The organism is Puniceibacterium sediminis (assembly GCF_900188035.1).
GTDB classification, from domain to species: domain Bacteria; phylum Pseudomonadota; class Alphaproteobacteria; order Rhodobacterales; family Rhodobacteraceae; genus Puniceibacterium; species Puniceibacterium sediminis.
In genome coordinates, this window is the sequence record NZ_FZNN01000013.1 from 50,927 (window position 1) to 71,966 (window position 21,040).

Annotated in this window: 17 protein-coding genes; 10 read left to right on the forward strand and 7 right to left on the reverse strand. The window is 62.1% G+C overall.

All coding sequences use genetic code 11. The features are described 5' to 3' along the window. The 7 genes from CHB75_RS14215 (at position 1) to CHB75_RS14245 (ending at position 8,484) form a co-directional block, all read left to right on the forward strand. Complete coding sequence (locus CHB75_RS14215) at positions 1 to 1,212, forward strand: acetyl-CoA C-acetyltransferase (protein WP_089271597.1); 1,212 nt, start codon at positions 1 to 3, stop codon at positions 1,210 to 1,212. Between the two features lie 6 nt (positions 1,213 to 1,218). Continuing rightward, positions 1,219 to 2,187 carry a hypothetical protein gene (locus CHB75_RS14220; protein WP_089271599.1) on the forward strand — a complete coding sequence of 323 codons (969 nt, stop codon included), beginning with the start codon at positions 1,219 to 1,221 and terminating at the stop codon, positions 2,185 to 2,187. A 95-nt stretch (positions 2,188 to 2,282) separates the two neighbouring features. Then, positions 2,283 to 2,771, forward strand: a complete 489-nt coding sequence (locus tag CHB75_RS14225) for a cupin domain-containing protein (RefSeq protein WP_089271601.1) — start codon at positions 2,283 to 2,285, stop codon at positions 2,769 to 2,771. Between the two features lie 2 nt (positions 2,772 to 2,773). Next, positions 2,774 to 3,247, forward strand: a complete 474-nt coding sequence (locus CHB75_RS14230; RefSeq protein ID WP_089271603.1) for a cupin domain-containing protein — start codon at positions 2,774 to 2,776, stop codon at positions 3,245 to 3,247. Between the two features lie 49 nt (positions 3,248 to 3,296). Beyond that, positions 3,297 to 5,495: a 3-hydroxyacyl-CoA dehydrogenase NAD-binding domain-containing protein gene (locus CHB75_RS14235; protein WP_089271605.1), complete on the forward strand. Its 2,199-nt coding sequence runs from the start codon at positions 3,297 to 3,299 to the stop codon at positions 5,493 to 5,495. Between the two features lie 230 nt (positions 5,496 to 5,725). Then, complete coding sequence (locus tag CHB75_RS14240) at positions 5,726 to 7,351, forward strand: AMP-binding protein (protein WP_089271607.1); 1,626 nt, start codon at positions 5,726 to 5,728, stop codon at positions 7,349 to 7,351. Positions 7,352 to 7,458: 107 nt separating this feature from the next. Then, positions 7,459 to 8,484, forward strand: a complete 1,026-nt coding sequence (locus CHB75_RS14245; protein WP_089271609.1) for a hypothetical protein — start codon at positions 7,459 to 7,461, stop codon at positions 8,482 to 8,484. A gap of 94 nt (positions 8,485 to 8,578) precedes the next feature. Here the strand turns inward: CHB75_RS14245 and upp are convergent, their stop codons facing one another. From upp to CHB75_RS14270, 5 genes are all read right to left on the reverse strand, one after another. Further along, complete coding sequence (gene upp, locus CHB75_RS14250; RefSeq protein ID WP_089271765.1) at positions 8,579 to 9,211, reverse strand: uracil phosphoribosyltransferase; 633 nt, start codon at positions 9,209 to 9,211, stop codon at positions 8,579 to 8,581. Beyond that, complete coding sequence (locus CHB75_RS14255) at positions 9,211 to 10,239, reverse strand: adenosine deaminase (protein ID WP_089271611.1); 1,029 nt, start codon at positions 10,237 to 10,239, stop codon at positions 9,211 to 9,213. The genes upp and CHB75_RS14255 overlap by 1 nt, the downstream gene beginning before the upstream one ends. After that, complete coding sequence (locus CHB75_RS14260) at positions 10,239 to 11,444, reverse strand: phosphopentomutase (protein ID WP_089271613.1); 1,206 nt, start codon at positions 11,442 to 11,444, stop codon at positions 10,239 to 10,241. Before CHB75_RS14260 ends, CHB75_RS14255 begins: the two co-directional genes overlap by 1 nt. Positions 11,445 to 11,579: 135 nt before the next feature. After that, positions 11,580 to 12,881: a thymidine phosphorylase gene (locus CHB75_RS14265; RefSeq protein ID WP_089271615.1), complete on the reverse strand. Its 1,302-nt coding sequence runs from the start codon at positions 12,879 to 12,881 to the stop codon at positions 11,580 to 11,582. Further along, positions 12,881 to 13,321 carry a cytidine deaminase gene (locus CHB75_RS14270; protein ID WP_281253226.1) on the reverse strand — a complete coding sequence of 147 codons (441 nt, stop codon included), beginning with the start codon at positions 13,319 to 13,321 and terminating at the stop codon, positions 12,881 to 12,883. The genes CHB75_RS14265 and CHB75_RS14270 overlap by 1 nt, the downstream gene beginning before the upstream one ends. A gap of 354 nt (positions 13,322 to 13,675) precedes the next feature. On the opposite strand from CHB75_RS14270, the gene CHB75_RS14275 reads away from it, so the two are divergent. Further along, positions 13,676 to 15,955, forward strand: a complete 2,280-nt coding sequence (locus CHB75_RS14275; RefSeq protein WP_089271619.1) for an NADP-dependent malic enzyme — start codon at positions 13,676 to 13,678, stop codon at positions 15,953 to 15,955. Between the two features lie 321 nt (positions 15,956 to 16,276). After that, on the forward strand, positions 16,277 to 18,169 hold the full coding sequence (locus CHB75_RS14280; protein ID WP_089271621.1) for a propionyl-CoA synthetase: 1,893 nt from the start codon (positions 16,277 to 16,279) through the stop codon (positions 18,167 to 18,169). A 9-nt stretch (positions 18,170 to 18,178) separates the two neighbouring features. On the opposite strand, the gene gloA2 is transcribed toward CHB75_RS14280, so the two are convergent. Both gloA2 and CHB75_RS14290 read right to left on the reverse strand, forming a co-directional pair. Beyond that, a complete protein-coding gene (gloA2, locus tag CHB75_RS14285; RefSeq protein ID WP_245840986.1) occupies positions 18,179 to 18,565 on the reverse strand; it encodes an SMU1112c/YaeR family gloxylase I-like metalloprotein in 387 nt (128 codons plus the stop codon). Positions 18,566 to 18,761: 196 nt separating this feature from the next. Then, positions 18,762 to 19,523: an NAD kinase gene (locus tag CHB75_RS14290; protein WP_089271625.1), complete on the reverse strand. Its 762-nt coding sequence runs from the start codon at positions 19,521 to 19,523 to the stop codon at positions 18,762 to 18,764. A 169-nt stretch (positions 19,524 to 19,692) separates the two neighbouring features. Between CHB75_RS14290 and glyA the strand changes: the two genes are divergently transcribed. Then, positions 19,693 to 20,988, forward strand: a complete 1,296-nt coding sequence (gene glyA, locus CHB75_RS14295; protein WP_089271767.1) for a serine hydroxymethyltransferase — start codon at positions 19,693 to 19,695, stop codon at positions 20,986 to 20,988. The last annotated feature ends 52 nt before the right edge of the window (positions 20,989 to 21,040 follow it).

A 21,040-nucleotide genomic window follows, 5' to 3' on the forward strand; every position in this document is an offset into this window, starting at 1 on the left:
ATGACCGAAGCCTATATCTATGACGCCATCCGCACCCCCCGTGGCAAGGGCCGCAAGGACGGATCACTGCACGAAGTGACGAGCGTGCGCCTGTCGGCGCAGGTTCTGAACGGGTTGAAAGAGCGCAACAACCTTGAGGGCCACGCGGTCGAGGATGTGATCTGGGGCAATGTCACGCAGGTCGGCGAACAGGGCGGCTGCCTTGCGCGTACGGCCGTGCTGGCATCGGACCTGGACCAGTCGATCCCCGGTCTTGCAATCAACCGCTTCTGCGCCAGCGGCATGGAAGCCGTGAACATTGCCGCCAATCAGGTGCGTGGCGGTGCAGGCGAGGCCTATATCGCCGGCGGTGTCGAAATGATGGGCCGCGTTGCCATGGGCAGCGACGGGGCGGCGATTGCCGTTGATCCCAGTGTTGCCATGGACAGCTACTTTGTCCCGCAGGGCATCAGCGCCGATATCATCGCAACCGAGTACGGCTTCAGCCGCGACGATGCCGACAGCCTTGCCGTGGAAAGCCAGCGCCGGGCCAAGGCCGCCTGGGATGACAACCGGTTCGCGAAATCCATCCTGACCGTGCGCGACCAGAACGGTCTGGCGATCCTCGACCACGACGAATTCATGCGCCCCCAAACCAACATGCAAAGCCTGGGCGCGCTCAACCCCAGCTTTCAGGCGATGGGCGAGGTGATGCCCGGCTTCGACAAGATCGCGCTGATGAAATACCCGCATCTTGAGCGGATCAACCATATCCACCACGCAGGCAATTCGTCCGGCATCGTCGACGGGGCAGCCGGCGTGCTGATCGGCAACAAGGAGTTCGGCGAAAAATACGGGCTCAAGCCTCGCGCCCGCATCCGTGCCACCGCCAAGATCGGCACCGATCCGACGATCATGCTGACCGGCCCGGTACCGGTGACCGAGAAGATCCTGAAGGACAATGGCATGTCCATTTCCGACATCGACCTGTTCGAGGTGAACGAAGCCTTTGCGTCGGTCGTTCTGCGGTTCATGCAGGCCTTTGATGTCGATGCCGACAAGGTCAACGTCAACGGCGGATCCATCGCCATGGGGCATCCGCTGGGCGCCACCGGGGCGATCATCATCGGCACCCTGCTGGACGAACTTGAACGTTCGGGCAAGGGCGTGGGCCTTGCCACGCTTTGCATTGCCTCGGGCATGGGCGCCGCCACGATCATCGAGCGTATCTGATAACGTATGGGCGATGATGCCAAACATATTTATCAAGCGACGCTCGATGTGCTGACCCGAGCCGCTCTGGCGCGCGATACCGCGACTTTCGCGCGCCATCTGGTCTTGCCGCATGTGATCAAAATGCTGGACGGCAAAGTCGTGTACAACACTGAGCAAGAGGTTCACGACGGCATCAACGAGTATCGGGACAAGCTTGAACGCATCGGCGTGCAAACCGTCGAACGTAATTGCAGCTTTGCCCGGTTTGTCGGTGACACGATGGTTTCAGGCTACCATGTGACGCAAAATGTCACGCGAGATGCGCCGCTGCCACCGGCCTATATCACCAAGGGCGTCTTCTGCCTGATCGATGGGCGGTGGTGCATGTCGCTGTCGGATTCGGCGATGTCGGGCGAAGACTGGCCCGACGTTCCGCATCGGCACATGCAGGCCTATGCCAAGGATGACGAAACCACGCGCACTCCGCAAGAAATGCGCAAGGCGGTTTCGCAAAAACTGATCGATCACGCAGATTATGCCCTGTTGCACGGCGACTTTGACGCCTGGCGCGCGTTCATCACCCTGCCGCTGATCTTTGAAGGCGATATTGCAACCGAAGTCTTTGCAACCGAGAGCCAGCTTAGAGAACAATACGAAAACTACCGGCACGACTTCTTGACGTATAAAGTCACGGATGTTGTCCGGGTCGTCTCTTCAACCGAGCTTCTGGCTCAGGACGAGATGAGGGTGGACTATCGCGCCTATATTCTGAACTGCGGCACCAACGTCGTGGCACCATGGGACGGCAGGCTGATCCTTAAACGCGACCAGGGCCTCTGGCGGATCAGCCGGATCATACGGTCCAGTCAATCGCTGCAATGGCGATCGCGCATGCACCAGCCCCTGCAACCGGGCGGTGCATCATCACAACAAGCCGTACCGGCGACGCCCGCGATACAAAAGCCCCGCATACAGAGGGAGGAGCGGAATTGAGGAATGTCACCATGATCCGACACGCCGACGACACTGTCATCCTTACCTGCAAGGTGCCGGGCACAACGACCGTCTGGCCGGGGGAGATCTGAGACATGCCACGCGTGCCCCTGTCTGACCCTGTCCATGTGGCCGACACCTCGCATCCCGTTCTTGGGGCTTCGCTGGGTGGCTATGCCTATGTGCCGTTGTCGGAAGTCGGCGGTTTGACCCAGTTCGGCGCGCATCTGGAAACGCTGGATCCCGGTGCGCAATCTTCGCACCGTCACTGGCACGAGGCCGAAGACGAGTTGATCTATGTAGTCGCAGGTGAAGTCGTGCTGATCGAGGATGCAGAAACGCCGCTGGTCGCCGGGGACGTCGCCGCCTGGGCGGCAGGCAGCCCGGTGGGGCATTGTGTGGAAAACCGCTCGGCCCAGCCCGCCAGCTATCTTGTGGTTGGCACCCGCAACAAAGCCGATGTGGTGCATTACCCGGATGCCGGACTGAGCGTCACACTGACCGACCGCCGCCACCGGGTGTTTCGCGATGCTGCCGGGACCGTCGTTGCCCAATATTCCCGCCCGCCCGAAGGAGCGTTGTGACGATGCCAAAGCTTGACCTTTCGTCCCTGCCGGTGCGCACAGGATCGACCTATCCCGCCACCCTTGCGGCAAAAATGGCCGGGCGGTCCTCGCTCCGGCTGAGCGATGCGGCGGGGCTGACCCAGTTCGGTGCCAATCTGGTACGGCTTGAGCCCGGCGCGATGTCGAGCCTGCGCCACTGGCACGAAACCCAGGACGAGCTTGTCTTTGTCACCGAAGGCGCGCTGATTTTGCGTGACGATTTTGGCGACACGCCGTTGGCGGTGGGCGATTGTGCGACCTTTCCGGCGGGCGAGGCGAATGGCCATCACATTCTGAACCTGTCCGATGCACCGGGCAGTTTTTTGGTCATCGGCACCCGTACGGACACGGATACGGGATGGTATCCCGACCTTGACCTGAAAGTGACGTCCGACCGGAACGGGCACCGCTACACCCGCCGCGACGGCAGCCCGCTGGACCCTGAAAATTCCTGAACATGCCGCCTTGTGCGGCCCCAGACACCCTCTGATACGGAGAGAGACCATGAGCGATTTCACAATGATCAAGGACGCCGACGGCGTCGCAATCATCACCTGGGACGTCCCGGACAAGTCGATGAACGTGATGTCCCTGCAGGGCTTTGCAGATCTCGACGCGCTAATCGACGACGCCCTTGCCGATGACACCGTGAAGGGGGTCGTGATCACCTCTGGCAAGGACAGCTTTGCCGGCGGCATGGATCTGAACGTCATCGCCAAGATGAAGGAAGACGCCGGCGACGAACCCGCGCGCGGGCTGTTTGAGGGCGTGATGCAGATGCACGCCGTCCTGCGCAAGATCGAGCGCGCCGGGATGGACCCCAAGACGCTGAAAGGCGGCAAGCCGATTGCCACCGCCCTGCCCGGCACGGCGCTTGGCATTGGCCTTGAACTGCCGCTGTCGACGCACCGGATCTTTGCCGCCGAAAACCCCAAGGCCAAGATCGGCCTGCCCGAGATCATGGTCGGGATTTTCCCCGGCGCGGGCGGCACCACCCGGTTGGTGCGCAAGATGGGCGCCATGGCAGCATCGCCATTCCTGCTTGAAGGCAAGCTGTCTGACCCGATCAAGGCCAAGGCGGCAGGCATCATCGACGAGGTGGTGGCCGACCCGGTGGCCGCAGCGCGCGAATGGGTGTTGCAGGCCAAGGACGCCGATCTGGTAAAGCCCTGGGATGCCAAGGGCTACAAGATGCCCGGCGGCGAACCCTATCACCCCGCAGGCTTCATGACCTTTGTCGGTGCATCGGCGATGGTGAATGGCAAGACGCAGGGTGTTTATCCGGCGGCCAAGGCGCTGCTGTCCGCGGTCTATGAGGGCGCGATGGTGCCCTTTGACACCGCGCTGAAGATCGAAGCGCGCTGGTTCACCAATGTGCTGATGAACCCCAGTTCGGGCGCGATGATCCGGTCGCTGTTCATCAACAAGGAAGCGCTGGAAAAAGGCGCAGTGCGCCCGGCGGATGTGCCTGACCAGCGGGTCAAGCAGGTCGGCATTCTAGGTGCGGGCATGATGGGTGCCGGGATCGCGCTGGTTTCGGCCCAGGCCGGTATCGACGTGGTGCTGATCGACCAGAAGCAGGAAGCGGCGGACCGGGGCAAGGCCTATGTCGCCGACTACATGGACAAGGGCATCGCCCGCAAGAAAGCCACGGTTGAGGGCAAGGAGGCGCTGCTGTCGCGCATCCACGCGACAACCGATTACGCCGCCCTTCAGGGTTGCGACCTGATCGTCGAGGCGGTGTTCGAGGATCCGCGTATCAAGGCCGAAGTGACCGAAAACGTCGAGAAGGTCATCCCCGAGGACTGCATCTTTGCCACCAACACTTCGACCCTGCCGATCACCGATCTGGCAAAGGCGAGCGTGCGGCCCGAACAGTTCGTCGGCATTCACTTCTTCTCTCCCGTCGAAAAGATGATGCTGGTCGAGATCATCAGGGGCGAGGCGACAGGCGACCGCGCGGTGGCCAAGGCACTGGATTTCGTCCGCCAGATCCGCAAGACACCCATCGTGGTGAACGATGCGCGGTTCTTTTATGCCAACCGCTGCATCATTCCCTACATCAACGAAGGCATGCGTCTGGTCGCCGAAGGCGTTGCGCCCGCGCTGGTCGAAAATGCCGCCAAGATGGTGGGAATGCCGCTCGGGCCGCTTCAGCTGGTGGACGAGACATCGATCGACCTCGGAGCCAAGATCGCCCGGGCAACGCGGGCCGCGATGGGCGATGCCTATCCCGATGGCGCGGTGGACGAAGTCATCTTCTGGATGGAAGGCGAAGGTCGTCTGGGTCGCAAGTCCAACGCCGGGTTCTACACCTATGACGAAAAGGGCAAGCGTCAGGGCCTTTGGTCCGGACTGGGCGAGAGATACGCCCTGCTGGAGGATCAGCCGGATCTGATCGAGGTCCAGCACCGCCTGCTGTTCGCTCAGGTGCTCGAAGCGGTGCGCGCACTTGAGGACGGCGTGCTGATGGACATCCGCGAAGGCGACGTGGGCGCGATCCTGGGTTGGGGCTTTGCGCCCTGGTCGGGTGGTCCGTTCTCCTGGCTCGACATCATCGGCGCACCCTATGCCGCCGAGCGCTGCGACCAGCTTGAGGAGCGCTTTGGTGACCGCTTTGCCTGCCCGGCGCTCCTGCGCGAGATGGCGGACAAGGGCCAGAGCTTTTACGGCCGCTTTGCGACAGCAGACAAAGCCGCCTGAGGCAATTACGCCGCGCTGACGCGCGCCGCCCCTGGGGCCGGTCCTGAAGGACCGGCCCCATTTGAATCCCCCCCTTCGGTTGCCGAAACTTTTGGTGGCTATGCAGCCGACGTCCTTCGGACGTCTCCACCGGGACATTTTGAATCCAGAGAAGCCAAGACCTCCGTTGCACTTTTCATGCGCCAGAAAGCCGCGCATACTCTGCGCTGACGTCATTCGGGAGGGGATCTATGGGCTGGCTGGCAGATGAAACGGGGCTTGAAAAGCGGCCTGCAAATTACACACCGCTGACCCCATTGTCATTTCTGGGCAGGGCGGCCGAGGTATTTTCCGATCAGCTGGCCGTGGTCTATGGCCCCCATCGCAAGACCTACAAAGAATATCACGCACGCTGCTCGCAACTGGCGTCTGCCCTTGCCGGGATAGGTGTGCAGCCCGGCGATGTGGTTGCGACGCTGATCCCGAACCTGCCGCCGCAAGCCGAGGCGCATTTCGGTGTGCCCGCCTGCGGTGCCGTTCTGAACACGATCAACACGCGGCTGGATGTGGCGACCGTCGCCTATATATTTGACCACGGCGGGGCAAAGGTCGTCCTGGTGGATACGCAGTTTCTGGATCTTGCCGAGGCCGCGATGGATGCCATGCAGGGCGCGAAACCCATCGTGATCGAGGTCCCGGACGATCATGTCGGATATCCCGCGACCGGGCGGTACGAAACCTATGAGGCGCTGCTGGAAAAAGGCGATCCGGCCTATGACTGGATCATGCCAGCGGACGAGTGGGAGAGCCTCGCGCTCAACTACACCTCTGGCACCACGGGGCGGCCCAAGGGCGTGGTTTATCACCATCGCGGTGCCTATCTGAATGCTATGGGCCAGATCGTGAGCTGGCGGATGGTGCTGCATCCGGTCTACCTGACCATCGTTCCGTTGTTTCATTGCAATGGCTGGTGCCACACATGGATGATGCCCGCGCTTGGCGGCACCATCGTTGGCTGCCGGGACATCACCGCGAAGGCCATCTTTGATGCCATCGCCGACGAGGGTGTGACGCATTTCGGCGGGGCACCGATCGTGCTGAACATGCTGGTGAATGCACCGCCGGGCGATAGGCGCGCCTTTGACCATACAGTCGAAGTCTTCACCGCCGGTGCGCCCCCCGCGCCAAGCACCCTCGCCAAGATCGAGCCGATGGGCTTCAACGTCACACAGGTTTATGGCCTGACCGAGACCTATGGACCGGGGACGGAGTGCCTGTGGTCCAGTCGCTGGGATCATCTGATCGGGGACGAACGCGCGGCTGTGAAGGCACGGCAAGGGGTGGCGATGCCCTTCCTGGAACATGTGACGGTCATGGACGACACAATGGCCGAAGTGCCCCGCGACGGGGCCTCCAAGGGCGAGATCATGTTTCGCGGTAACGGCGTGATGAAGGGGTATTACAAAAACCCCGAGGCGACGGCAGAATCCTTTGAGGGCGGCTATTTCCACAGTGGTGACATCGCAGTGATGCATGGCGACGGACATATCCAGATCGCGGACCGCGCCAAGGACATCATCATCTCGGGCGGGGAAAACATCAGTTCGGTCGAGGTTGAGGGCGTACTCATGGCACATGACGCGGTGAACCTCTGTGCCGTGGTGGCCAAGCCGGACGAGAAATGGGGCGAAATCCCCTGCGCCTTTGTCGAATTGAAACCGGGCGCAGAGGTGAGCGAAGCAGAACTGATCGCCTTTTCCCGGACCCGTCTGGCCGGGTTCAAGACCCCCAAACGGGTGGTTTTTCAGGAGCTGCCCAAGACGTCGACAGGGAAAATCCAGAAGTTCGAGTTACGCAAGCTGGCCAGAGATATCTGACGCTGGGTCAGCCGGGATGATGACTCTCCCTCAGGTCGCAGTGGGCTTTCCTCGGGGCGCAGCCGCGTGCTAGTGTCCCGTCAAATCGAGGCAGAGCAGCAGCCCGCATGACAGCGCTGAAACAATACCAACGGCTAGAGGCAAGTGGCCTTTGGCGGCCTTCACCGGACGCGCAGCGCCGTGATGTGGTCGTGTCGATGGGCGATGCCACCCTGACCATCACAGATACCAGCGACCGGGTTCTGGCGCATTGGTCATTGGCTGCCGTGGCCCGCGCCAACAAGGGCGTGCTGCCCGCGCTATATTTTCCCGATGGCGACCCCGGAGAGACCCTGGAACTGGCCGCCTCCGAAGCGGATATGATCGACGCGCTCGACCGGGTGCGCCGCGCTATCGAACGTCGGCGCCCCAGCCCCGGCAAGCTGCGCGTCTACCTCACCAGCGGCTCAGCGGCAGTGCTGCTGGGGTTGGCGGTGTTCTGGCTGCCGGGTGCCCTGCTGCGGCACACGGTCAAGGTCGTTCCGGACGTCAAGCGGGTCGAGATCGGCGATGCCCTGCTGGACCGCATCACCCGTGTCGCCGGATTGCCCTGCGCCGCGCCGCAGGCGCAGGAGCCGCTGCGCCATCTGGCCGCGCGGGTTCTGGGCGAAGATCGTCGCGATGCGCTGGTCGTGCTGCGCGACGGGGTGCGCAAGACGGTGCATCTGCCGGGTGGGCGTATCCTGCTAAACCGGTCGCTGGTCGAGGATCCCGAAGATCCCGATGTCACAGCCGGCTACATTCTGGTCGAATCCGTGCGTCGCATGGGCCGCGATCCTCTCGAAGGGTTGCTGCGCCACGCGGGTCTCTGGCCCAGCTTGCAGTTGCTGACCACCGGATCCCTGCCCGCCAGTGTGCTGGATGAATATGCCGAAAGCCTGCTGCTTGAGGTGCCGCCCAAAGAGCCGCTCGATCAGCTGGTCAAGGCCTTCGCCGCGGCCGAACTGCGCACCACGCCCTATGCCTATGCCGAGGACATGACCGGCGAAAGCTCCCTGCCGCTGATCGAGGCCGATCCGCGCAAGGAAGAAGGCAGTCGCCAAGTCCTGTCAGATGCCGACTGGGTCCGGTTGCAGGGCATCTGCGGCGGCTGACACTGCTTCATCCGTGTCAGCCCCGCGTATCACTTGCCCCCGGCTGGCCGGTCTGAATGAAGGGTCACCCCTTTCCGGCACGCCTTGAACCGGTTTACTTCGTTCCGAACATACGGTCGCCAGCATCCCCCAGCCCCGGAACGATATAGCCCTTGTCGTTCAGACGACTGTCCAGCGACGCGGTCACGATCGGCACATCCGGATGCGCCTCTTTCATCCGCGCGACACCTTCGGGTGCGGCGAGCAGGCACAGGAAGCGGATGTTCGTAGCACCGGCCTTCTTGAGCAGATCAATAGCCGCGACCGACGAATTGCCGGTGGCGAGCATTGGATCCACCGCGATCACCAGCCGGTCCTCAAGAGATTCCGGAACCTTGAAATAATACTGCACCGGCTGCAGCGTCTCCTCGTCCCGGTACAGGCCGACAAACCCGACACGCGCCGAAGGGATCAACTCCAGCACACCGTCCAGCAGCCCGTTGCCTGCCCGCAGGATCGAGATCAGCGCCAGCTTCTTGCCCGCCAGAACCGGTGCTTCCATTTCTTGCATCGGCGTTTCGATCCGCCGTTTCGTCAGCGGCAGGTCGCGTGTCACCTCATATGCCAGAAACTGGCTGATCTCGCGCAGGAGCTGCCGGAAGACGGCGGTCGATGTGCCCTTTTCCCGCATCAGCGTCAGCTTATGCTGTACCAGGGGGTGGTCGACGATTGTCAGGTGCTCGGTCATCATGTCTCCAGTCGCTTCAGGATCTTTTCGCGGGTGTCGTCATCGCAAAAGGCCGCATCAGCAGCATTGCGGGTAAGTTCACGTAAAACATCAGCATCCCACTGGAACGCATTGGCAAGGTTGAAATATTCCCGCCGCATGTTTGTGTGAAAAAACGGTGGGTCGTCGGTGGATACGGTCACTTTGACACCCCGGTCGCGCAACTCGGCGATGGGGTGCTTCGCGAGGTTCGGATAAACACCGAGCGTTACGTTGGACCCCGGACAGACCTCGAGAACCACGCCGGTTTCCGCCAGCAGATCGACCAGCGCAAGGTCCTCTATCGCCCGAACACCGTGCCCGATGCGCGCCACGCGCAGATCTTCTACTGCAGAGCGGACTTCGGAAGGCCCACGCCACTCTCCGGCATGGGTGGTCAGCTTCAAACCCGCCTCGCGCGCCATATCAAAAGCGTACAAAAATTGATTCAATTCGCCCCTATTCTCGTCTCCACCCATACCAAATCCAACAATCCAGTCTCCGGCAGTCTCAGCGGCGCAACGCGCGGCAGGGCGGGATTTTTCTGGACCAAAGTGGCGGATGCAGGTGACAACGCCGCGCAGGGTGACACCCAGATCACGCTCGGCAGCGTCAGCCGCCTCGCGGATGGCATGCAAATATTCTCGCCAGGCGCCAAGATCGCCACCGCCGCAGAAATCCGGGCTGAGGAATGTCTCGCAATAGATCACGCCGTTGGCAGCACATTCCTCAAGCAGGGCGGTTGTCAGCCGGGCATAGTCGCGCGGGGTCTGCAGAACCTGTGTCGCCGCCTCATATACACTCAGAAAGTGTACAAAGTCCCGGTAGGCGTAGGATCCGTCCTCGCGGAAAACGCCGCTCAGGTTCACCGACTTTTCCTTTGCAAGGCCACGGATGAATGCGGGCGGCGCCGCCCCCTCGTGGTGCAGGTGTAACTCGACCTTGGGCAGATCGGCGATCTGCGCCAGATCCTCTTCGTTCAGTGGGTCGCGGTCCTCGTGACGGGCCATCAGAGAAAGCTCCTTCCCGGGCCCATGGCCCCTACGCCAAGATGCGCTGCGATGGACGCGGCGACATCGGCAAATGCGATCTGGCCCAGCGTACCACTGCCGACCCCGTGGATCAGCACCGGCACCCGTTCGCGGGTGTGGTCCGTGCCGCTCCATGTGGGGTCATTGCCGTGATCCGCCGTAAGGCACAAGAGGTCACCGTCGTGAAGGCGCGGGATCAACCGCCCGATTTCGGCGTCAAACCATTCGAGCGCGCGCGCATAGCCAGACACATCGCGCCGGTGCCCCCAAAGGCTGTCGAACTCGACAAAGTTGGCGAATGTCAGGCTGCCTTCGGGTGCGGTGTCGACCAGATCGCCCAGATGCCCCATCAGCACATCATCCGTTCCCTTACGGACCTCGTCGATGCCCTGCATCGAAAAGATGTCGCCGATCTTGCCCACGGCAAAGACCGCGCGCCCGGCGTCCTGTACCCAGTTCGTCAGTACCGGCGCGGGCGGCGTGATTGCATAGTCGTGTCGGTTGCCTGTCCTGCGGAATGCGCCCTCTGTCCCGACAAAGGGCCGCGCGATCACCCGCCCCACCTTCATCGCGTGCAGATGCGGTGCCAGCGCTTCGCAAAGGTCATACAACCGCTGCAAACCGAAAACCTCTTCATGGGCCGCGATCTGAAACACAGAGTCAGCTGAAGTGTAGCAGATCGGCTGGCCGGTACGAAGATGCTCGGCCCCGAAACGGTCGATCATCACCGTGCCCGAGCCGTGGCAATTGCCCAGAATCCCGTCGGTCCCCGCGCGCTGGCAGGTGAGTCGAACAATTTCGTCGGGAAACGCGGGCACCTGATCCGGGAAATAGTGCCAGTCCCAGGGTACGGGCAGCCCGGCCAACTCCCAATGGCCCGATGGCGTGTCCTTGCCGCGTGATGTCTCGGTCGCAGCGCCCCAGCGCCCGGTTGGTACCGCGTCCAGCCCCGGAGCCACCAAGCCAGAAGCCAGCCGCACAGCCGCCCCCAAGCCCAGACCGTCCAGCACAGGTATCTGCAGCGGCCCCGATCGGCCCTCTTCAGCCAGCCCGGCGGCGCAGGCCTGCGCGATATGGCCCAGCGTGTTGGCTCCGACATCGGGCAAGGCGCCGTTGAAATATGCAGCGGCATCCGGCGCGCCGCCGATCCCGACGGAATCCATCACCACCAGAAAAGCCCGCATCTCAGCCCCCTTGTCCAAAGTCAGGTGTCACCGGAACCCGCTGATTCTTCTCTTTCCTAATACGCCGGGGGGCGCAAAGCGCAGCGCCCCTCGATCCTGCACCCACAACCCGCGAAAATTCAGGCCAAAGCGCGTTCATCCCAGCCGTTCCCGTACCAGAGGCGCGACTTCAGGCGTCCCGCCAATCGTCATTGCCGCACGCACCGCGATCACTGCCGCCTCGGCCGCATCCGTGCGCGCAGCATGCACCCGCGCCAGCGGCTGTCCCTTCGCCACCTGTGTCCCCAGCGGCAGAACGTCGGAGAGGCCAACGCTCGGGTCTACAACGTCACTCTCAACCTGACGACCGCCGCCCAGCGCAACCACGGCCAGCCCCAGGGCTTCTCCGTCGATAGCGGAGATTACTCCGGCCTCGGGTGCTGCTACCTCGCAGATCACCGTGGCCTCGGGCAGGAAGCGCTGCCAGTGTTCGACAAATCCGACCGGGCCGCCCATTGCCGCCACCATGCGCCCGAACCGCTCCGCCGCAGCGCCCGAGGCCAACGCCTGCCCGATTCGCGCCGCGCCCTCCTCGGGCGATCCGCACAACCCGGCGCTGTGCAGCAAGGTACCGCCCAAGGCCTCGCTCAGCTCCCCCAGCCGCCCATGTTGCGCCCCGGTCAGCACCAGCATTGAGGCGTCGACCTCAAGCGCATTGCCCAACGAATGTGCAAGGGGCTGCGACATGTCGGTGATCAGCGCGGTCGTGGGACAGCCCGCCGCGGTTGCGGTGTCCACCAACGCCCGGGCCAGCGCCCGCGCCTCATCCTCGGACTTCATGAAGGCGCCCGAGCCGACCTTGACGTCAAGCACGAGCCCGTCCAGTCCCGCCGCCAGCTTCTTGGACAGGATCGATGCACAGATCAGGTCGAGGGACTCAACAGTCCCGGTCACATCCCGCACCGCATAGAGCCGCCTGTCCGCCGGAGCGATATCCTTGCTGGCGCTGACGATGGCGCAACCCGCCTTTGCCACCACATCGCGGAAACCGGCTTCGTTCAGTGTTGTCACGACGCCGGGGATCGCCTCCATCTTGTCCAGCGTCCCGCCGGTATGCCCAAGGCCCCGGCCCGAAATCATCGGCACGTAGACACCGCAGGCCGCCAGCGCAGGGGCCAGTACGAGGGAAACGCAGTCGCCGACACCGCCGGTCGAATGCTTGTCCAGTACCGGCGCATCCATCTCCCAGCGCAGTACGCGACCCGAATCCCGCATGGCGCAGGTCAGGGCAACACGCCCCTCATCGCACAGCCCGCGCAAGCAGACCCCCATGGCAAAGGCCCCGGCCTGTGCATCGCTGACGCGGCCGTCCGCCAGCCCGTTTGCAAACCATGTCAGGGCTTCGGCCGATGGCTCTTCGCCCCGGCGCAAGCATGCGATGACCTGACGCGCATCCATCACACGTTGTCCATATGGCCCTTGCCAAAGGCACCGGGCAACAATTCCGCGACCGTCATCGCCTTTTCAACGCCATCCACGGTGGCCATTGTCACGACAACGTCCGAGCCTGCGAATTCGGCCAGCTTCTGGCGGCAGCCGCCGCAGGGCGGCACCGGGTTCGGGCTGTCGGCGATCACATAGACTTCGGCAATCTGCGTCTCGCCAGCGGCGATCATCGCGGCGATGGCACCGGCTTCGGCACAGGTCCCTTCGGGATAGGCGACGTTTTCCACGTTGCAGCCTGCGAACAGCTGCCCCCCCGGCGTGCGCAGTGCTGTTCCCACCTTGAAGCCGGAATATGGCGCGTAGGCGTTTTCGCGCACAGCAGCGGCGGCGTCTCTGAGGGTCATGGCGGGCTCCTTGTTTGAAGGCGCATGTTGCTGAGCGGACCCGCAAATTGCAAGCGGTCGCGCAGGGTCAGCCGCGTCAGGGCTTTGCCGTACCGGTCGCGGGCAACACGATTGCCGACTTTGCCAAAAGCAGGACGCAGGTCGGATACCATCCGCCAGTGGCATGACAATGCTGCGGTTCATGGCACGGCCATGTCACCAAAAGACCGCTCACTGCCCGAGGCTGAATTTCGGGCAAATTCATCACCTGCAAGTGAGCACTCCATGCCTCTGGTCCTGCTCCGCCAGTGCCGCATGATCATTTACAAGGCACGACCGAAACTGCTACGCGCCAAGCAGTCCCTTCCCCGGGGCGCGCAAGTGGTTTAGCTTTAAACCACCCAATTTCGCAGGAGGCCGCCCATGTCCGACAGTCCCAACGAAACCCTGCGTCAGGCGGCTCTTGCCTATCATGAATTTCCCAGACCGGGAAAGCTTGAGATCCGCGCGACCAAGCCGCTGGCCAACGGTCGCGATCTGGCCCGCGCCTATTCGCCCGGGGTGGCCGAAGCCTGCTTGGAAATCAAGGCTGATCCAGCCAATGCAGCCCGATATACCTCTCGCGGGAACCTTGTCGCGGTGGTCAGCAATGGCACGGCGGTGCTGGGTCTGGGCAATATTGGCGCGCTGGCGTCGAAGCCCGTGATGGAAGGCAAAGCCGTCCTGTTCAAGAAATTCGCCAATATCGACTGCTTTGACATCGAAGTAGACGAAAGCGACCCGGTCAAACTGGCCGAGATCGTCTGTGCGCTGGAACCGACCTTTGGCGCGATCAACCTTGAGGATATCAAGGCACCCGACTGCTTCATCGTGGAAAAGCTCTGCCGCGAGCGGATGAATATCCCGGTCTTTCACGACGACCAGCACGGCACCGCCATCGTCGTTGGGGCCGCGGCGACGAACGCGCTGTTCGTAGCCGGAAAGTCATTCGAAGAGGTCAAGATCGTCTCGACCGGTGGTGGTGCTGCTGGCATTGCCTGCCTGAACATGTTGGTCAAGCTGGGCGTGAAGCGCGAAAATATCTGGCTCTGCGATGTGCATGGTCTGGTCTATGAAGGCCGTGAGGTCGACATGAACCCGCAAAAATCGGCCTTTGCCCAAGCGACGGACAAGCGGACGCTGGATGATGTGATCGAGGGTGCCGACCTGTTCCTCGGCTTGTCGGGTCCCAATGTTCTCAAACCCGAAATGGTGGCGCGGATGACACGCCGCCCGATCATCTTTGCGCTTGCCAACCCCAACCCCGAAATCATGCCGGATGTGGCCCGCGCCGTTGCCCCGGATGCGATCATCGCGACCGGCCGTTCGGATTTCCCGAACCAGGTCAACAATGTGCTCTGCTTTCCCTTCATCTTTCGCGGCGCGCTGGATGTCGGGGCGACCACGATCAACGACGAAATGGAAATCGCCTGTGTCGAAGGCATCGCCGCCATGGCCCGCGCTACGACAAGCGCCGAAGCCGCAGCCGTCTACAAAGGCGAGCAGCTGACCTTTGGTGCCGAGTACCTGATCCCCAAGCCATTCGATCCCCGCCTGTCCAGCGTCGTTTCCTCGGCTGTGGCGAAGGCGGCGATGGAGACTGGCGTGGCGATGCGTCCTCTGGATGATCTCAAGGCCTATCGCGCCAAGCTGGATGCGAACGTCTACAAATCCTCGATGCTGATGCGCCCGGTCTTTGAGGCCGCCGCCACCGCATCGCGCAGTTTGGTCTTTGCCGAAGGCGAGGATGAACGCGTGCTGCGCGCCGCCCAGGCGATCCTTGAGGAAACCACCGAAAAGCCGATCCTGATTGGTCGCCCTGATGTGATCGCGCAGCGCTGCGAACGTCTTGGACTGGTGATCCGGCCAGATCAGGATTTTCAGATCGTGAACCCGGAAAACGATCCGCGCTACAGGGACTACTGGGAAAGCTATCACGATATCATGGCCCGGCGCGGCGTATCGCCGGACATCGCCCGCGCAGTTATGCGCACCAACACAACCGCAATCGGCGCGGTGATGGTCCATCGCAAGGAAGCCGACAGCATGATCTGCGGCACCTTTGGCGAATTCCGCTGGCATCTGAATTATATCAGCCAGGTGCTCGCCTCGGACGGACTGAAGCCGGTGGGCGCCCTGTCGATGATGATCCTCGAAGACGGGCCGCTGTTCATCGCCGACACCCATGTGAATATTTACCCGTCACCCGAACAGCTGGCTGAAACCGCCATAGCCGCCGCCCGCCACGTCCGCCGCTTCGGCCTTGTTCCCAATGTTGCCTTCTGCTCGCAATCGCAGTTCGGCAATCAGGGCGAAGGCAGCGGAAACCGCCTCCGGCAGGCGATCCAGGTCCTGGATTCGGCCCCCCGCGATTTCTGCTACGAAGGCGAAATGAACGTCGACACAGCTCTTGATGCCGATCTTCGCGAACGCCTGCTGCCCAGTAACCGGATGAAAGGTGCTGCCAACGTGCTGGTATTCGGTCATGCAGATGCAGCCTCGGGGGTGCGCAACATCCTCAAGATGAAGGGCGGCGGACTCGAGGTCGGGCCGATCCTTATGGGCATGGGCAACCATGCGCATATCGTGACGCCGTCGATCACCGCCCGCGGGCTGCTCAATATGGCCGCCATCGCTGGCACCCCTGTTGCGGCCTACGGCTAAGGTTGCGGCAGACCAACTTGTCGCCCCCCGCGAGACTGATGCCGGAGGCCGACGTGAAGGTCGGCCCTGACGTCACGCGCAACTGCGCGCGTCATCCTGCAGAACGATTCGGATCTGGCGTGTCTGGCTTTGCGGGTTTGCAAAGCAATTCATTCGCACCCGTTCCGTGGAATAGTTCAGGGCACTTTGCAAAGCCCCACTGGCCATTGCTGTGAAATCTGCAAATTCCGCGATCCTCAGCCCTGCATGTGACCGGTAACAGACTTGCCCCGGCCTCTGCCCTTTCGTAACGCTAGACGGAGGAGCAGGAGGAAAGACATCATGGGCTACAAGGACGTCTACAACAGCTGGCAGACCGACCCCGAGGGATTCTGGATGCAAGCCGCCGAGGCCATCGACTGGGACCACAAGCCGTCAAAGGCCCTGTTCGATCGCGGTAACGACCTTTACGAATGGTTCGCCGATGGCATGGTCAACACCTGCTGGAATGCCGTCGACCGGCATGTCGCCGCAGGAAACGGCGCGCGGGTCGCGCTGATCCATGACAGCCCGATCACCGGAACACAGTCCAAGATCACCTATGCCGAACTCCAGACCCAGACCGCCGCACTGGCCGGGGCCCTGCGCGCGCAGGGCATCGAAAAGGGCGACCGCGTCATCATCTATATGCCCATGGTGCCCGAGGCGATCACCGCCATGCTTGCCTGCGCCCGCCTTGGTGCCATCCATTCGGTGGTGTTCGGCGGTTTTGCGGCACATGAACTGGCGGTGCGCATCGACGACGCGCAGCCCAAGGCGATCCTTGCCGCCTCCTGCGGGATCGAGCCGGGGCGCGTGATCGCCTACAAGCCCCTGATCGACAGCGCCATAGAACAGTCCCGGCACAAACCCGAATTCACCGTGATCCTGCAGCGCGAACAAGCGCTTGCGGAACTGCGCGACGGGGTCGATTTTGACTGGTTCGCCTTTCAGGACGGCGCCACCCCCGCCGATTGTGTCCCTGTCGAGGGAAATCACCCCGCCTATATCCTTTATACCTCGGGCACCACGGGCGCGCCCAAGGGTGTCGTTCGCCCCACCGGTGGCCACCTTGTCGCGCTGAACTGGACGATGAAGAACGTCTACAACGTCAATCCGGGCGAGGTGTTCTGGGCCGCTTCGGACGTCGGCTGGGTCGTGGGGCATTCCTACATCTGCTACGGGCCGCTGATCCACGGCAACACCTCTATCGTGTTCGAGGGCAAGCCGGTCGGCACACCCGATGCGGGCACCTTCTGGCGGGTGATCGCGGAACATGACGTGAAAAGCTTCTTCACCGCGCCCACTGCTTTTCGGGCAGTTAAACGCGACGACCCAAAGGGAGAATACCTCAGGAAATACGACATCAGCGGGCTACGCGCGATCTACCTTGCGGGAGAGCGGGCCGATCCGGACACGATCGAATGGATGCAGAACCTGACCGGAAAGCCTGTCTACGATCACTGGTGGCAGACCGAGACCGGCTATACCATCGCCGGAAACCCGGTCGGGATCGAACCGCTACCGGTCAAGATCGGCTCGCCCACCGTGGCGATGCCTGGCTATGACGTGCACATCCTTGATGAGGGCGGCCACGAGGTACCAGCGGGCACACTGGGTGCCATCGCGATCAAGCTGCCCCTGCCCCCGGGCACGCTGCCGACGCTGTGGAATGCCGAAGACCGGTTCCGCAAATCCTACCTGTCCCACTTCCCCGGTTATTACGAAACCGGTGACGCCGGGATGAAGGATTCCGATGGATATCTCTGGATCATGGCGCGAACCGATGACGTGATCAACGTCGCAGGGCACCGCCTGTCCACCGGCGGAATGGAGGAAGTGCTGGCCGCGCATCCGGATGTGGCGGAGTGCGCCGTGATCGGTGTGGCGGATGACCTCAAGGGTCAGCTTCCCATGGGCTTTGTCTGCCTGACCAAGGGCGTGAACCGCCCCCATGACGAGGTGACGTCTGAATGCGTCAGGCTGGTACGCGACCAGATCGGACCGGTCGCGGCATTCAAGCTTTGTGCCGTGGTGGACCGGCTGCCCAAGACACGGTCTGGCAAGATCCTGCGCCGCACGATGATCCAGATTGCCGACGGCATAGAGTTCAAGATGCCCGCAACCATCGACGACCCGGCCATTCTGGATGAGATCAAGGTAGCGTTGCAGACTCTGGGCTATGCCAAGGACTAAGCCTTGGATTCAGCCTTCGTAAAGTTCCAGCGGCAGGCCATCCGGATCCTGAAAGAAGGTGAACCGCTTGCCGGTGATCTCGTCGATCCGCAGCGGTTCGACGGCCACGCCCCGTTCCTCGAGGTCCGCCTTGGCCGCTGCAACGTCCGGCACGACAAATGCCAGATGCCGCAGCCCCTGCGCCTCGGGGCGCGATGGGCGCGGCGGGGCATCGGGAAAGCTGAACAGTTCGATCTGCCCGCCACCGGGCACGGCAAGGTCAAGTTTCCAGCTGTCGCGCGCGTCCCGGTAGGTTTCCGCGATGACCTGCAGGCCCAGGGTTTCGGTGTAGAACACCTTGCTGCGCGGATAGTCTGCGCAAATCAGCGCAACGTGATGAAGCCCGTGAAAATCCAAGATCCTGTGTCCCCTGCGGTTTCTGGAGCCTGATACCTTGCCTCGGTACATCCCGCCAGAGCGTCGGGCCGCCTTGTGCATCCTTTCAGCGCCCAAACGTGCAGTGATCCGAGGTTGGCACAGGCACCCAAGAGTTTTCTGAAAACTCTTGGCAAAATTTTTCAGAAAAATTTTGTGCGCCGCACCAGACAATCAATCAGACGAACTGTTCCTGGATCAGTCGTTCCTCCAACCCGTGATCGGGGTCAAACATGACCCGATGCTTGATGCTGGGTTCTGAACGGATGTCCACCTGCACCACATCGCGCACCGCGCGCGCGTCCGCCTCGGCCATTACCGGTCGTTTGCCTGGGTCCAGCACTTCGAAACGCACCTCTGCCGTGCTGGGCAGAAGAGCCCCCCTCCAGCGTCGCGGGCGGAAGGCTGCCACCGCAGTCAGTGCCAGCACATCCGATCCGATCGGCAAGATCGGACCATGCGCCGAATAATTGTACGCAGTCGAGCCAGCCGGCGTTGCCACCAGCGCCCCGTCACAGACCAGTTCAGCCATCCTCAGCCGCCCGTCCACCGAGATCCGCAGTCGCGCCGTCTGTGGACCCGCCCGCAACAGCGACACCTCGTTGATCGCCAATTCCCTGTGGACTGTGCCGTCAATTGTAACCGCGTTCATCGACAGCGGATTGATCACCGCCTCTTCTGCGGCCTCAAGCCGCTCGACCAAGCCATGGTCAGAATATTCATTCATCAGGAAACCGACCGTACCGCGGTTCATGCCGTAAACCGGGACGGAGAGCGACTGCGTCCGATGCAGGGTGTGCAGCATGAATCCGTCGCCCCCCAGCGCAACGATCACATCCGCACCCAGTTCGTTATGGTCGCCATACTGCCGCGTCAGCGACTCTCGCGCGGCCTGCGCGATTGGCGCATTGCTCGCGGCAAAGGCTATTCGAAGCGACATGACGTTCCTCAACACACTTTTCGTTTCCGAAACAACCACATGTTGCCTACCGGCGCCAGCATCACTCGAGTATTAAGACTCCAAGAGGATTTTACGCACTTTGCCTGCGCCATAGTTTCCGATAGGAAAGCCCACATAAACACCTCAAAAACCCATGGGAGACCTTGCCATGAATGCCCCGCACCGCGACAACGGCTTTTTCACCGAAACCCTCGCCCAGCGCGATCCCGAGGTTTTTGCCTCGATCAGCAACGAACTCGGTCGCCAGCGCGACGAGATCGAGTTGATCGCCTCTGAAAACATCGTCTCTGCCGCCGTCATGGAAGCGCAGGGTTCGGTCATGACCAACAAATACGCCGAAGGCTATCCCGGGCGGCGCTACTACGGCGGTTGCCAGTTCGTCGACGTGGCAGAAAACCTCGCCATCGACCGGGCCAAGCAGCTGTTCGGGTGTGAATTTGCCAATGTGCAGCCGAATTCGGGCAGCCAGGCCAACCAGGGCGTTTTCCAGGCACTTCTGAAGCCGGGTGATACGATCCTTGGCATGTCCCTCGATGCGGGCGGTCACCTGACCCATGGCGCAAAACCCAACCAGTCGGGCAAGTGGTTCAATGCCGTTCAGTATGGTGTGCGCCGCGACACGCTGGACATCGACTATGATGAACTGGCCGCCCTTGCGACCGAGCACAAACCCCAGATGATCATTGCCGGTGGCTCTGCCATCCCGCGCAAGATCGACTTTGCCAAATTCCGTGAAATCGCCGATTCCGTCGGCGCGTATCTGCTGGCTGACGTGGCCCACTTTGCCGGTCTGATTGCAGCGGGCGAATATCCTGATCCCTTCCCGCATGTCCATGTCGCGACCACCACCACACACAAGACCCTGCGCGGCCCGCGTGGCGGCATGATCCTCACCAATGACGAGGCGCTGGCGAAAAAGTTCAATTCAGCGATTTTCCCGGGCATTCAGGGCGGTCCGCTGATGCATGTCATCGCAGGCAAGGCCGTCGCTTTTGGCGAAGCGCTGCGCCCCGAGTTCAAGACCTATATCAAGCAGGTGATCGCGAACGCCCAGGCACTGGCCGATCAGCTGCACAAGGGTGGGCTGGAAACCGTGACCCACGGCACAGACAGCCACATCGTACTTGTCGATCTGCGCCCCAAGGGCGTGAAGGGTAATGCGACGGACAAGGCACTGGGGCGCGCGCATATCACCTGCAACAAGAACGGTGTGCCATTTGATGATGAAAAGCCGACTGTGACTTCGGGCATCCGCCTTGGTTCGCCCGCAGGCACCACGCGTGGTTTTGGTGAGAAAGAGTTCCGCCAGATCGGCGATTGGATCAACGAGGTCGTCGATGGCCTTGCTGCCAATGGCGAAGACGGCAACGGTGCGGTCGAGGAAAAGGTAAAGGCCGAAGTGGCCGAGCTTTGCGCCCGTTTCCCGATCTACCCGAATCTCTGACACGCAACCTTCAGCGCCAAGGCTTGAACGAACTTACCCTGCCGACATAACT